At 66.5% G+C, this 11,814-nt stretch carries 16 protein-coding genes, 1 tRNA gene and 1 pseudogene; 3 read left to right on the plus strand and 15 right to left on the minus strand.

Translation table 11 applies throughout. The features are described 5' to 3' along the window. Positions 1–222 precede the first annotated feature (222 nt). Positions 223–3,597: an amidohydrolase family protein gene (locus AADI75_RS15110; RefSeq protein WP_341209829.1), complete on the plus strand. Its 3,375-nt coding sequence runs from the start codon at positions 223–225 to the stop codon at positions 3,595–3,597. A 41-nt stretch (positions 3,598–3,638) separates the two neighbouring features. Here AADI75_RS15110 and AADI75_RS15115 read toward each other — a convergent pair whose 3' ends face one another. Beyond that, a complete protein-coding gene (locus AADI75_RS15115) occupies positions 3,639–4,049 on the minus strand; it encodes a hypothetical protein (RefSeq protein WP_341209830.1) in 411 nt (136 codons plus the stop codon). A 9-nt stretch (positions 4,050–4,058) separates the two neighbouring features. On the opposite strand from AADI75_RS15115, the pseudogene AADI75_RS15120 reads away from it, so the two are divergent. Further along, positions 4,059–4,624: pseudogene (locus AADI75_RS15120) on the plus strand (AraC family transcriptional regulator). 200 nt (positions 4,625–4,824) lie between these two features. Further along, positions 4,825–4,898: transfer RNA gene (locus AADI75_RS15125), tRNA-Gly, on the plus strand. Between the two features lie 81 nt (positions 4,899–4,979). Here the strand turns inward: AADI75_RS15125 and AADI75_RS15130 are convergent. The 14 genes from AADI75_RS15130 to AADI75_RS15195 form a co-directional block, all read right to left on the minus strand. Then, positions 4,980–6,257, minus strand: coding sequence for a site-specific integrase (locus AADI75_RS15130; RefSeq protein WP_341209831.1), 1,278 nt, complete (start codon positions 6,255–6,257; stop codon positions 4,980–4,982). A 52-nt stretch (positions 6,258–6,309) separates the two neighbouring features. Beyond that, positions 6,310–6,777 (minus strand): hypothetical protein, encoded by a 468-nt coding sequence (locus tag AADI75_RS15135; RefSeq protein WP_341209832.1) that lies wholly within the window; start codon positions 6,775–6,777, stop codon positions 6,310–6,312. 43 nt (positions 6,778–6,820) lie between these two features. After that, on the minus strand, positions 6,821–7,300 hold the full coding sequence (locus tag AADI75_RS15140) for a hypothetical protein (RefSeq protein WP_341209833.1): 480 nt from the start codon (positions 7,298–7,300) through the stop codon (positions 6,821–6,823). After that, on the minus strand, positions 7,300–7,665 hold the full coding sequence (locus AADI75_RS15145; RefSeq protein WP_341209834.1) for a DUF4326 domain-containing protein: 366 nt from the start codon (positions 7,663–7,665) through the stop codon (positions 7,300–7,302). Before AADI75_RS15145 ends, AADI75_RS15140 begins: the two co-directional genes overlap by 1 nt. Beyond that, entirely contained in the window at positions 7,655–8,104 is a 450-nt protein-coding gene (locus AADI75_RS15150) for a hypothetical protein (RefSeq protein ID WP_341209835.1), read from the minus strand. Before AADI75_RS15150 ends, AADI75_RS15145 begins: the two co-directional genes overlap by 11 nt. Next, positions 8,097–8,450: a Lar family restriction alleviation protein gene (locus tag AADI75_RS15155; RefSeq protein ID WP_341209836.1), complete on the minus strand. Its 354-nt coding sequence runs from the start codon at positions 8,448–8,450 to the stop codon at positions 8,097–8,099. Before AADI75_RS15155 ends, AADI75_RS15150 begins: the two co-directional genes overlap by 8 nt. After that, complete coding sequence (locus tag AADI75_RS15160) at positions 8,440–8,823, minus strand: hypothetical protein (protein WP_341209837.1); 384 nt, start codon at positions 8,821–8,823, stop codon at positions 8,440–8,442. The genes AADI75_RS15155 and AADI75_RS15160 overlap by 11 nt, the downstream gene beginning before the upstream one ends. After that, positions 8,820–9,158, minus strand: a complete 339-nt coding sequence (locus AADI75_RS15165) for a hypothetical protein (RefSeq protein WP_341209838.1) — start codon at positions 9,156–9,158, stop codon at positions 8,820–8,822. Before AADI75_RS15165 ends, AADI75_RS15160 begins: the two co-directional genes overlap by 4 nt. After that, positions 9,155–9,325, minus strand: a complete 171-nt coding sequence (locus AADI75_RS15170) for a hypothetical protein (protein ID WP_341209839.1) — start codon at positions 9,323–9,325, stop codon at positions 9,155–9,157. The genes AADI75_RS15165 and AADI75_RS15170 overlap by 4 nt, the downstream gene beginning before the upstream one ends. Beyond that, on the minus strand, positions 9,322–10,176 hold the full coding sequence (locus AADI75_RS15175) for a hypothetical protein (RefSeq protein ID WP_341209840.1): 855 nt from the start codon (positions 10,174–10,176) through the stop codon (positions 9,322–9,324). Before AADI75_RS15175 ends, AADI75_RS15170 begins: the two co-directional genes overlap by 4 nt. Positions 10,177–10,214: 38 nt before the next feature. Further along, positions 10,215–10,835 (minus strand): hypothetical protein, encoded by a 621-nt coding sequence (locus AADI75_RS15180; RefSeq protein WP_341209841.1) that lies wholly within the window; start codon positions 10,833–10,835, stop codon positions 10,215–10,217. A gap of 162 nt (positions 10,836–10,997) precedes the next feature. Then, positions 10,998–11,192 carry a hypothetical protein gene (locus AADI75_RS15185; RefSeq protein ID WP_341209842.1) on the minus strand — a complete coding sequence of 65 codons (195 nt, stop codon included), beginning with the start codon at positions 11,190–11,192 and terminating at the stop codon, positions 10,998–11,000. After that, entirely contained in the window at positions 11,192–11,374 is a 183-nt protein-coding gene (locus AADI75_RS15190; protein WP_341209843.1) for a hypothetical protein, read from the minus strand. Before AADI75_RS15190 ends, AADI75_RS15185 begins: the two co-directional genes overlap by 1 nt. Further along, positions 11,364–11,591 (minus strand): hypothetical protein, encoded by a 228-nt coding sequence (locus AADI75_RS15195; RefSeq protein WP_341209844.1) that lies wholly within the window; start codon positions 11,589–11,591, stop codon positions 11,364–11,366. Before AADI75_RS15195 ends, AADI75_RS15190 begins: the two co-directional genes overlap by 11 nt. Positions 11,592–11,814: the final 223 nt, after the last annotated feature.

Genomic DNA, 11,814 nt, shown 5'->3' on the forward strand with positions numbered 1-11,814 from the left:
CCTTGCAGAGCCTGAATCAGATCGCGACGCTCACATCAATGGGTCCTGACCCTAGACATGGTTTGACGCAGCTAGCGCTGATCCACTTTATGGCGTCGACCACTTTCCGGGTCTTGGAACGCAACGATCGTGCAGCGACGATTTGGGGCGTGACGCGCCGCGCGGATCGCGGCACGATGGCGGCACAATCAGGGGACATTCACCATCGTGACCTTTCGTGCCATGACCGCCGTTGCCTTGTGCCTGCTCGCTGCGCCACTCGCCGCCCAGGACAAGCCGGTCGAACAGACCCAGGTGCCCGAGAACGAGGCGACCGCGCCGACTCCGGACCCGGCCGGAACGCTGCCGCCGCCTGCCCCCGCGACCACGGCAGCAGGCGCGAAAGACGCCAAGCCCGCGAAGTGGGACGTCAACGCGCCGCGCGGGTTGCGCACCAAACAGGCGCGGATGACCACCGACGAAGGCAGCTGGATGAATGTCGACGTATCACCGGACGGGCGGACGATCGCCTTCGACCTGCTCGGCGACATCTACACGATGCCGATCGCGGGCGGGACGCCGACGCGCATCGCCGAAGGGCTGGCGTTCGAGCACCAGCCGCGCTTCTCCCCCGACGGCCGCCGGATCGCCTTCACCTCGGATCGCGGCGGCGGCGACAACATCTGGGTGATGAACGCCGACGGCACCGACAAGCGCCAGGTGACGAAGGAAGACTTCCGCCTGCTCAACCAGCCGACGTGGAGTCCGGACGGTCGCTTCATCGCCGCCAAGAAGCATTTCACCACCGGCCGCTCGCTCGGCACCGGCGAGGTGTGGCTCTACCACGTCTCGGGCGGCGGCGGGGTACAGCTGGTCAAGCGCGCCAGCGAGGTGCTGCAAAAGGAGCTGGGCGAGCCGGTCTACGCCCCCGACGGCAAGAGCATCTATTACACGCGCAACGTCTCGTCGGGGCCGATCTTCGAATATGCGCAGAATTCGCGCACCGATCTGTTCGACATCGAACGTTATGACATCGACACCGGCGAGGTGACGACCGCGGTCAGCGGCGTCGGCGGCTCGGTGCGTCCGACCCCCTCGCGCGACGGCAAGCAGATCGCGTTCGTCCGCCGCGACGACAATGTCACCAAATTGTGGGTGAAGGACCTCGCCACCGGCGTCGAGCGGATCGTCTACGGCCCGCTCGACCGCGACGTGCAGGAGACGTGGGCGGTGACCGGGGTCTATCCGAACATGAGCTGGACGCCCGATGACAAGGCGATCGTTTTCTGGTCGGGCGGCAAGCTGCGCCGCGTCGGCATCGACGGCGGCACCGCGAGCGTGATCCCGTTCCGGGTCGACGACACGCGCGTGATCGCCGAGGCCGCGCACCCGCAGGTCGAAGTCGCACCCGCGCACTTCATGACGAAGGCGACGCGCTGGGCGACCGTCTCGCCCGACGGCAAGCAGGTAGTGTTCGAGACGCTCGGCAAGCTCTGGATAAAACCGCTCGCCGGCGGCGCGCCAAAGCGGCTGACGCGCGCCACCGACGAGCTGGAGCTGTGGCCGAGCTGGTCACGCGACGGCCGTACGATCGTCTTCACCGGCTGGACCGACGCCGGGCTCGGCCAGATCCGCACCGTCGCGGCAGGTGGCGGCGCGGCAAAGGCGGTGACGACGGTGGCTGGCCATTACCGTCGCCCGCGCTTCTCGCCCGACGGCAAGACGATCGTCTTCGAACAGGGCGAGGGCGGCGAGCTGACCGCCGCGCGCGGGAATCCCGGCACTGGTGTCTACCGCGTCGCCGCGACCGGTGGTGCGCCGGTGCGCGTCGCGAAGGACGCCGCCGCGCCGCAGTTCGGCGCCGCCAACGACCGCGTCTTCCTGATCGTCAACGAGGGCAACAAGCGCCAGCTGGTCAGCACCGACCTGTCGGGCGAGAACCGCCGCGTCCATGCCGCGGGCGAACTGGTCAACGACTTCCAGATTTCCCCCGCCGGCGATTACGTCGCCTTCCGCCAGAATTACGAAGCCTTCGTCATGCCGCTGATGCCCGGCACGCAGGCGGTTGAGGTCGACGCCAAGTCGGGCGCGCTGCCGGTGACGCGGGTCAGCGCGGACGGAGCCGACTTCATCAACTGGTCCGACAACGGCAAGCGCATCCACTGGAGCGCCGGCCCGACGCTCTACTCCGCCGACACCGCCGCCTTGTTCCGCGCCGCGCCGGCCGATGAGGACGCCGCCAAGTTCGTCGCACCGCGCACCGGCGTGTCGCTGTCGATGGACGTCGCCGCCGCCAAGCCGACCGCGACCGTCGCGCTCACCGGCGCGCGCGTCGTGACAATGGCCGGCGCCGATGGCGGTATCATCGACGATGCCACGGTGCTGATCCGCGGCGACCGCATCGTCGCGATCGGCCCGCGCGCCTCCGTGCAGGTTCCCGCGGGCGCGACGACCGTCGACGTCGCCGGCAAGACGATCATCCCCGGGCTGGTCGACGCGCACGCACACGGCCCGCAGGGCGACGACGAGCTGGTCCCGCAGCAGAACTGGTCGGCGATGGCCAATCTCGCGCTCGGCACCACCACCGTCCACGATCCGTCGTCGCGCTCTGCGGAAATCTTCCCGGCCGCCGAGATGCAAGCCGCCGGGCTGGTGCTCGCGCCGCGCACCTTCTCGACCGGCGAGGTGATCTATGGCGCGAAGAGCCCCGACGTCTATGCGCAGATCGACAGCTATGACGACGCGCTGTCGATCGTCCGCCGGCTGAAGGCGCAGGGCGCGCACAGCGTGAAGAACTACAACCAGCCGCGCCGCGAACAGCGCCAAATGGTCGTCGCCGCCGCACAGGCCGAAGGGATGGAGGTCGTGCCGGAGGGCGGCTCGCTCTACACGCTCGACATGACCTTGGTGTCGGACGGCAATTCCACGCTCGAACACAATGTCCCGCTCGAGCATTTCTATAACGATGTGCTCAGCCTGTGGGCGCAGACGACGGTCGGCTATACCCCGACGCTGGTCGTCGCTTATGGCGGGCTCGCCGGCGACCCGTACTGGCGCGCGCACAGCGACGTGTGGCGGCATCCGCTGCTCACCCGCCATGCCCCGCCCGCCTTGCTCGCCGCGCAGAACGCGCGCCGCGCGATCGCGCCGGAAGAGGATTATGTCGACGGCGCCACCGCGCGCGAGGCGAAGAAGCTCGCCGACAAGGGCATCCACGTCGCGATCGGCGCGCACGGCCAGCAACCGGGACTCGGCGCCCATTGGGAGTTGTGGAGCTTCGTGCGCGGCGGGATGACCCCGATCGAGGCGCTGCGCGCCGGCACGATCGCGTCGGCGACGTCGCTCGGCTATCAGAAGGATGTCGGCTCGCTCGAACCCGGCAAGCTCGCCGATCTGGTAGTGCTCGACGCCGATCCGACCGTCGACATCCGCAATAGCGACAAGGTCAGCCGCGTGATGCTCGGGGGCCGGCTCTACGACGCCGCGACGCTGGGCGAGGTGGCGACCGGCAACCGCAAGCGGCTGCCTTACTGGTGGGAATCGGCCACCGGCCGCGGCGCCGATACCGGTGCGAAGGTGACGGTCGGCCACGGCCACGGCCACGGCGATCTGGACTGACGACGCAGCCCCCGGCGGTCTTCGGCCGCCGGGATTGCCGATCAGGCAGCCCCGCCGGGCGATACCTGCGACATCGCAGATCGCAGGAAAGCATAGAGCCGGTCATCGCCGCTCATCGCGACGTTGAAGCGCAGATAATCGCCCCAGCCGCCACCGGTGCCGAACACCGGCCTCGGCGCGAGCACGAACCCCTTGCCGATCGCGCGACGCGCGAAAGCGACGGCATCGATCCCATCGAGCAAGCGCCCCCAAAGGAAAATACCCGCCGCCGGCTCGATCCACGGCATGATCCCAATGGCGCGCAGGCGATGCGCGACCCGGGCAAGCCGGGCCCGTCTCCCTCCGACATGCCCGCGATCGCTACCATCGGTCAGCACCACATGCAGCAGGTTGGCGGCAAGCGGACAAGTCTCGGTCGCCGGGGCGGCGTGGACGTTGTTCTCGGTGGGCACGCACGGCTGATGCAGGGCGCAGTCCTACCCTTCGAAGGCTTCAACGAGCTCGAATCGTTCGTCGCCGCCGCGATCATCAACCGGCTGCGCCCGCACGGCTTGGCGGCGCATATCACCGCGCCAACCGAAACGGTGGCGTCGATGAACGGCGTCTCGGCCCACCGCCAGCACCCACTCGACGTCGTGGAAGAGGCCGATGCAGTCCTGATCGGCAGCGGCATCAGCACGTGTAAGACCGCCGCCGATGCGGCATTGCTCGCTCGGCTGCGACTCGATCCGGCGCGGCAACGGATTGCGGCGCAACGCTCGGGAACGCTGCTGCTGGCCAAGCGGGGGCTGATTGGCAGCCTGCCGGCCTCCACCGATCTCACTACCAAGCCCTGGGTGGTGGAGGGCGGCGTCGCCGCCATCGATGCGCCGTTTGCCGCAGATGACAACGTCGCCACCGGCGGCGGAGGATCATCGCGCGGGAAGGCGGGGCCGAGCTGGCGCGCGAAGCACTTCATTACGTTGCGCGGGTCGGCGAGAAGGAGCGCTTCGTCGACTATGCTTTGAAGGTCGTGGTGGGCGATTGAAGGTAGACGCTCCGGCTCCACCTTCGTCATTCGGCGGGGACCTGCTCGAAGGGAGGCTCTTCGCGGAGGCGGCCGGACAAATCCGCACGATCGACGTTGACGACCACGCCACGATTATGGCACTCGCCCGTCACATCGAACGCTGGACCCGCAAAGCGCGGCGCTGGCGCGCGATCTGATCAGCGCCACGTCGTTGATTTGCGGGTGTAGCTCAATGGTAGAGCAGAAGCTTCCCAAGCTTACGACGAGGGTTCGATTCCCTTCACCCGCTCCAGCACAAATCCTCGACTTTTTGCGGTTTAGGTCTCCTCCATTCCAAGTCCGTTCCACTTGGAATTCCAAGTCCGCCTGATCGTCACGCGCTCCGGATGTCACGACGAAGCTGTTCCGGCGCGCGCTCGTTGGTGAGATCGACCGCCAGCATCGCCATGCCGGTCGTGCGCGGCAGATAGGTCTCAAGGATTTTCTTGACGGTATCGAGCTGGTGCCCGGTAATCGCCGAGATCAAGTGATCCGGGATGCCGCGTTGCCCCATGACCACAACGCAGGTGCGCCGGAAATCGCGAAACTGGAGGTCGGCGATTTCGATTGCGAGATCCTCGTCCCCTTGCGCGCGGACCGTCGCCGCGGCCTTCTCGCGGATGGCGGCGAAGCTGCGCTGGAATTGCGCAGCGCGGGTCTGTCGGTCGACCAGCTTCTGCGCCGTCCACGTCCGCTCGCGATCCTCGTCGTAGAGGATCGTCGCCAGCCCGAGCGCGCGAGCGCCGACCAGCGCCTTTTCCAGATGCGCGCGCGCCTCCCCGGTTACCGGCACGCCTACCCAGCGATCGGTCTTGCCTTGGCGCAGGCGGACACCCATTACCCGGCCGTCAGGCTCGCGCGCGGCGATGCGGGCGTAGACCGCCGGATCGTCGGCCTCGTAGGCTGCGAGCTCGGTGTAGCGCGTCTGGACCAGCTTCAGCAGATCCTCCTCGCGCTGGCCGATCGTCCACGCGAGGATCATTGCCGCCGCCATGTTCGGGCGCTTCAGGTCGTCGGCCGCGGCGACCAGCGCGTCGCGCGCGAGCGCGCTGGCGAATTGCTGGCGCGGTGCTGGGATCGAAACGTCGAGATCGCCGGCCGCGGGGTTGGTCGGCGCCAGCTCGTTCTTCTTGGCCCAGTCGAACAGGGTCCGCAGCACCTTCAGCGTGTTGAAGGCGCTCGTCTCGCGCACGATGCCGTCCTTACGGGGGGCGTAGAGCGCGTCGCGGAACGCCAAGACGTTCTTGCGGGTGATCGCGTCGATCCGCACGTCGCCTGCCCAGCGGCTGATCGTGCGCAGCTTCGCCGCATATTCCTTCCGGGTGTTCTCGGCGAGCTTGGGGAACCTCTGTTTCTCGAACTCTGCGATGACGGCGTCAATCGTGTGGCGCTGTGCGATTTTCTTGACGTCGCGCGGCCGAGCACCGCCAGAGCGCCAGACGCGGACCTCGTCGTTGCGCGCGCGGGCAGCGCTGATCGCCGCATTCTCGTCCTGGCCGAGCGACATGGCCTTCCAGCCCGTCACCTTCAGCTCGGCCGAGGGCTCCCAATAGTAGCGGACGCCGCCAGCGGTCTTCTTGGCGCGAAAATAGGGGATGGTGATCTTCGCCATCGTCGGGGGCTCCAGTGGCGGTGGTAAGGGTGTGCGCGGATCCGCGCTGCGGTCAAGCGGCGGCGCGCAGCTCAAGCTGGTGCAGTCGTTCGGCGCGCGCGACACGCCCGACTTCGCCGCCGGCGTCGTGCCACAGAAGGTCGTGCCACGTCTCGATCAGCTCCAGCCGGCGCGCAGCCTCGTCGGCGGACAGGCGGCGATCGGCGATCTGCGCGGGATAGAATTTGCGACGAAGGGCGATCTCGCGGCGAAGTGAGTGCACCATCTCGCTCCAACTGGCGTCGCCGACGCCCTCGATCGCGCTGATCGATTGGGCGATCGATCGCCAGACGCGGAGCTCACGATCAGCGACAGGACGTTCCAGGCGCCCCTTTGCGACCAATGACGGATAGGCGGTGCGGCGGCGTTCGAGCTCGGCGATCAGCTCGGCGCGTAGCGCGATCCAGAAGTCGTCGGCGGGCAGCGTCGAAAGCACCCGCCGATTGTCGCTATAGAACGCAAAGCGGGCGTCGAAGCTCATGCTCGTCCTTTCGACACATAGGCGGGAGGAGTAAGAGAGGGGGTCATGCGGGGCGGTTCGGCGCTGGCAGCATCGGGAGCATGTTCGGCGCCGCACCTATCCGGTAAGCCTCGGCGATCTGCGGGCGCATGAAGTCGCCGACCGTTTCACCGCCGGGAAGCACGATGTTCGCCATGAACTCGTCCTCGAACACTGCGATGCCGCTCTCGACCGCCTCCAGCTTGGCCTTGATGACCAGCGCGAGCGCCCGCCATTTCTGGCGCACCGCTTGCTCCCATTCCTTTTGGGCCGCGTCAGGCGCGCGGGCACCGCGGCTATGATGCGTGAAGCGGCGCTCGGTCTTCGCCGGCAACGGGAGGATGAAACGGATATGACGCCCGCCCATGCGGAAGCCGACGACCGCGGCATCATCCTGCCAGCCGTAGAGGAACTGGTCCGCGCCGTACCGCTCAAGCGTCCGCTCGATCTCGTCTCGCGAACGACCGCTGCTGACGTCGGTGCTGCGTGCGTAGGTTCCAGCCATCACCCCACCTCATGATCGTGTTGAGCGGGGCGGTTCGCGAGCTCAAGCAGCACATCAGCGTGGCACGGCTCGCCAAGCTTGCACCAGCACGCGAGGTTCTTGCCGCGGAGCTTCGCGAGGGCACCACTGTACAGCGCGCGATGAAGGCTACCTTTCGGCTCAGCCAGCCCCGCTTCCCAATCGGCGCGGTATTGGTCGACGCACTCCTGCGCAGTCCCATCCCGGCCAACGACAAACTGGTTGCCGTATGGACCCGGCCGCGCGACAGACACCGTGTTCTCCGGCATACGCCAGCCCTTCTTGCGCGAAAGCTGAACTCGGTGTGGCTCACCCAAGCGCACGATCTCCGCAGCGTCAGCGGGCATGGTCGGTGGCCTCCTGCGGCTGGCTGGTGATGACCACGCTCAGCGGGTGGACGATGATCGCGTACTTCGCGCCGTCCATGACGACATGAGCGTAGCAGGTGCTTTCGCGGCCCGGGTGGATCACGGTGCCCAGCTGGCCTTCAAGATCGGGCCCTTCCCTGGTGATCGTGACCCGAGTGCCGTGCCGCAGGTCGCGGTCGTAATTCCGGCGGACGTAGGCGTACGCGTCCACTGGGCAGGCATAGACCTTGCGCACTGTCGTCATCCGCAGCCAGTCGCGGAATTTGCAGCCATAGGCGTCAGTGAAGCTGAGGAAGGACTGATAGCTGGCAGCGGACCGTGTGCGTGCCGCGACCGTGTACGGTGGAAAGCCATCGACAGCCACCTCAAACAGCGGCCACGGCCTGATCGCCGCCACCTCCGCGATGCTCTCACCCATGACGATCCGTCTCCTTATTGCCGAGGGCGAGAATGGCTTTCACCACCACCAGATCGGTCGGATAGACGCGCTTTCCATCATGCCCGATGTACGTCCGCAGATTGCCCAGCGCCTCCTCGAGCACCTTAACCCGCTCCCGCGCATCTTCTGTGGGGGTGGCTCGGGTGTTCCAAGCGGCTATAGCCTCCGCTTCGGTGTCGAAGGCGCGGTAAGGCTCGCTGCAATAGAGCGGGCAATCCTTTTTACCGTGGCAGACGACATGCCAGCCTGCGCTGATCTCAAACTCGCTGAATTGCAGGTGGCCTTTACCTGCGCAAAACGGGCACGCCTCCAGCTTATCCACCATGCTTCTCCCCGTTGCCCGCGCCGTGCTGGTGCGGTTCGGTGGCGAGGGGAGCGGCTGCGACCATGGCGGCGTAGATGTCCTCCACGTAGACCGCGCCTTCCTTGCTCCAGACGCTGGCACCCGCCGCGACCATTGCATCAGTCGGCACGACCGGCACTGTCATTACGTTCGATGACGCGATCTGCGCCGGGACGGGAGCGTTACTTGCCTTCCATGCGCGGACCTGCTCAGCGGTCGCTTTCTCCGGAAACACCCCGGCCCACATGGAAGCGGCCAACCATTCCAAACGCGTTGTAGTTACAGCGCCGGAGCAATTCATGGTGCAGACGCCCTCGGAACAGTCTTCGCACGGCTTGCCGACGTAGTGCATCATGAAGCATCCCCCAGCAGCTTTCTAATCACGTGTTCAGCAGCCGCGATGCGGCGAGGCCGACTGTCGCTGTCTGGCGGGTAGCGCATGTCGTCGATGTACTGGCGTAGGGTTGCCAGCACGTCATTGACCACCGTCCGCTCGTCGACCGTAGCCGCGTCCAGCCCCTGCGAGGGGGTGGTGGATAAGGCGAGTGCGTCGCGGATTGCCAGCAAATGGACCTGCGTGTCGGGTTGCAGATCATGACCCGCCTCAATGTAATTGGCAGCGCCAATGTCGCCGTTGTCGCGGTACGCCTTTGCAAGGATCGTTCGCGGGCTATGCTGTGCCCCGCTCATTTCGCTTCTCCCACAGGACGCAGGCTTTCGGCACCGTGATCGGTCTCGCCGCCTTCATCCAGCCGGATGGTGAACCTGTCGCGATCAGCCCAGTAGTCGTCGGTGACGACACCGGGTTTTCCGCGCCATGTGATGCGGTCGCCCTTCTTTGGCTTCCAGTTGTTCACGCCCCGCACTCCGTCTCGACCGCACCTGTGGGGGCGTTCAGAGCGGCGAGGATGGCAGCGGCTTGGTCGCAATCAGCCGCAGCCGCATCGTCTTCGTCCCATTCCTCCTTGCGCAGGTCGCTGGCATGTCCGCGCAATCGCTGCACCAACGCCTCCACCCCCTGCTGCTCTGCTTGCTTGGGTGCGGCGGCGAGGATGGTGGTATAGACGTTATGCAGCGACCTTCCGGTGTCTCGAACGCTGCGAAGCGCCTCCAATATGGCGTCCGTGGGTTCGCGCGGCACCGCCACCATGCCCGCCGGGATAGTCGGCGTCGGGGTGAACGCGACGCGAAACTCCTCCTCGGTGATCGACTTCGCATGCTTGGCGTCGCAGCCGCACGGCATGACCGAAACTGCGGTCGAAAAAGAATAGGGGACGTAATCGTAATATCCGACCCGCCCGTGCGTCTTGCACTGGACGAACGCCCGCGCCTCACCTTTCGGGATTGCGGGTAGCTCCACCCCATCCTGCGCCGTCGCACCGGGGGCGGGAGAGAGGGCGGCGAGAGCCTTCGCGGCATCCTTGCCAAAGAGCGCCTGCGCGACCCGCTCTACCTCCCCCTGCGCCTGCGATGCGTCCTGATCGCTAGGTGCGGGGGTGGCGGATAGGGCTGCGATACGATGGCGGGCGAAGGCTTGAACTTCGTCGTGATCGTCCTGCTCACCCATCCACATCGAAGCGGTGGAAGCGTCCATCCATTGCTGCTCGCCACCATGCTGCCAAACGAGGCGACGCTTGATGTTGGAAGCCGCAGCCTCACGATCTTCCTGCGTAATCTGCTCAGACGCGAGCGGGGTTGCGTCGGTCATGGGATGCTCCTGGGGAGACGAGTTCGTATCAGAGGAGGTCATGCGGCACCCGATTGGTCGGGCGCTTCGTACGCGTCGAGCGAGGCGCGCAGTTGAGCGATCCAAGCATTGCGGCCTGCGGTTCGGTCTTGCTCTTTCTGCCATTCCTCTGCGGCGCGCGCGCTGGAGCGCATTAGCTCCTCTTCGCGCTGCATCTTCCATTCTTCGCCGCTCAGATGCTCAACCTCCTTCCAATAGGAAGTTCCCGAACAGTCGAAGTCGCGACCGCTGCGAAGCTGATCAAGCATGAACGGCTTCAAGCCCTCAGGCGCGCCCTGCCACTGCTCCACCTGTGCGATCATGGCGTCGTACCGCGCGCGGCTTTCCACCTTAGAGGCAAGGTAATCGTCGCGAGCTTTTGCGTCAGCCGCATAAGCTGCGTCAGCCTCTTCCTGCCATTGCGCAGGCGCCATCGTCCGAAGCGCCAGCAAATCGGCTTGCGCCTCCTCCAAGCGGTCACGGTAGTAAGTGCTCGGCTCGAACCGCTCGGGGATAGGTTTGTCCCAAGGGTCATCACGCATGGTAATAGTCGCGCCCATGCCGCGCGCGCACTGAAGGGCGAATGAGCGAAGGTCGGCGACCGTGCCATCAACGATGGCGGCAGTGTAGCCAGTCGGCATGTCATATCTCCAGCGAAAGCGATTGAAGCGCGAAGCGGCGAGACGCGTCAGCGGCTCGATCCGAAGGACGAAAGCGCGGTGGCGAAGCCATTCGCCCGCAAGCTATTTCGCCCCCATCTTGTTCGAGGGGAGAGTTACCCGACATAGGACACCTCCGGGCGGTCATTGGGCGACCAGCGTAAACACGGCCTCGCGGTCGCGGCGGCTGCGGGCGTTGCGGTAGGCCGGGCGGGGTCGCAGCGTGGCGAGGGCGGCGGCGAGCGCCAGCGCTTCGGCCTCGGCGATCTCCAGCCGGACGCCGTCGCTGCGCACGATCGTGACCGTCTGACCGGCAGGATGGTGGAAGGCGGCGATCATCAGGCGTGGTCCTGCCCGCCCATGTCGGAAAGGACGCGGGCGAGATGCGGGGTACGGCTGACGACGCGGATCGCGGCGGCGACGGTATCGGCCTCACTGGCGGGGATCGCAAAGGTGACGCCGTCGTCCCGGATCAGCAGCACGTCGTCGGTGCGCGGGCGATAGGCGGCGTCAATAGCCATGGTGGTCGCTCCACCAATCGGTATTGTTCCACTTCCGCTCGCGGATCGGCGCGTCGAGGATGCGGTTGATGTCGGCGAGATCGTCCTCCATCGCAGCGATCTGCAGGTCGCGCTGGCGGATGTCGGCGCTGAGCTCGCCGACGAACCACGCCAGCACGTAGAGGGCGAGCAGCCCGGCGCCGGCGAAGGCCAGCATGGCGGCGACACCGGCGATCATCGCCCAGCCGCCTTCTGGAGGATGTCGACCGCAGCCTTCCCCGCCGCTGCCTCGTGGTCCTCGGCGAGCTTCACCAGCTGCTCGCCGATGACCCGTGCCTCAGCGGCGGCCGGAGTGAGCAGGAGACCGCGACCGGGCGCACCGCAGCCGCAGCCGCACCCCGACATCGCTGTGGATCGGCGTGGAAAAGGGACCCCGGTAGCGGGGTGATCGGCGTCGAAAA

Source organism: uncultured Sphingomonas sp., from assembly GCF_964021865.1.
GTDB lineage: Bacteria > Pseudomonadota > Alphaproteobacteria > Sphingomonadales > Sphingomonadaceae > Sphingomonas.

Bases quoted from the DNA above. Each gene is read 5' to 3' on its own strand.
- AADI75_RS15110 (WP_341209829.1), top strand. From the start codon at position 223: ATGACCGCCGTTGCCTTGTGCCTGCTCGCTGCGCCACTCGCCGCCCAG.
- AADI75_RS15130 (WP_341209831.1), bottom strand. From the start codon at position 6,257: ATGGCGAAGATCACCATCCCCTATTTTCGCGCCAAGAAGACCGCTGGC.
- AADI75_RS15135 (WP_341209832.1), bottom strand. From the start codon at position 6,777: ATGAGCTTCGACGCCCGCTTTGCGTTCTATAGCGACAATCGGCGGGTG.
- AADI75_RS15140 (WP_341209833.1), bottom strand. From the start codon at position 7,300: ATGGCTGGAACCTACGCACGCAGCACCGACGTCAGCAGCGGTCGTTCG.
- AADI75_RS15145 (WP_341209834.1), bottom strand. From the start codon at position 7,665: ATGCCCGCTGACGCTGCGGAGATCGTGCGCTTGGGTGAGCCACACCGA.
- AADI75_RS15150 (WP_341209835.1), bottom strand. From the start codon at position 8,104: ATGGGTGAGAGCATCGCGGAGGTGGCGGCGATCAGGCCGTGGCCGCTG.
- AADI75_RS15155 (WP_341209836.1), bottom strand. From the start codon at position 8,450: ATGGTGGATAAGCTGGAGGCGTGCCCGTTTTGCGCAGGTAAAGGCCAC.
- AADI75_RS15160 (WP_341209837.1), bottom strand. From the start codon at position 8,823: ATGATGCACTACGTCGGCAAGCCGTGCGAAGACTGTTCCGAGGGCGTC.
- AADI75_RS15165 (WP_341209838.1), bottom strand. From the start codon at position 9,158: ATGAGCGGGGCACAGCATAGCCCGCGAACGATCCTTGCAAAGGCGTAC.
- AADI75_RS15175 (WP_341209840.1), bottom strand. From the start codon at position 10,176: ATGACCGACGCAACCCCGCTCGCGTCTGAGCAGATTACGCAGGAAGAT.
- AADI75_RS15180 (WP_341209841.1), bottom strand. From the start codon at position 10,835: ATGCCGACTGGCTACACTGCCGCCATCGTTGATGGCACGGTCGCCGAC.
- AADI75_RS15185 (WP_341209842.1), bottom strand. From the start codon at position 11,192: ATGATCGCCGCCTTCCACCATCCTGCCGGTCAGACGGTCACGATCGTG.
- AADI75_RS15190 (WP_341209843.1), bottom strand. From the start codon at position 11,374: ATGGCTATTGACGCCGCCTATCGCCCGCGCACCGACGACGTGCTGCTG.
- AADI75_RS15195 (WP_341209844.1), bottom strand. From the start codon at position 11,591: ATGATCGCCGGTGTCGCCGCCATGCTGGCCTTCGCCGGCGCCGGGCTG.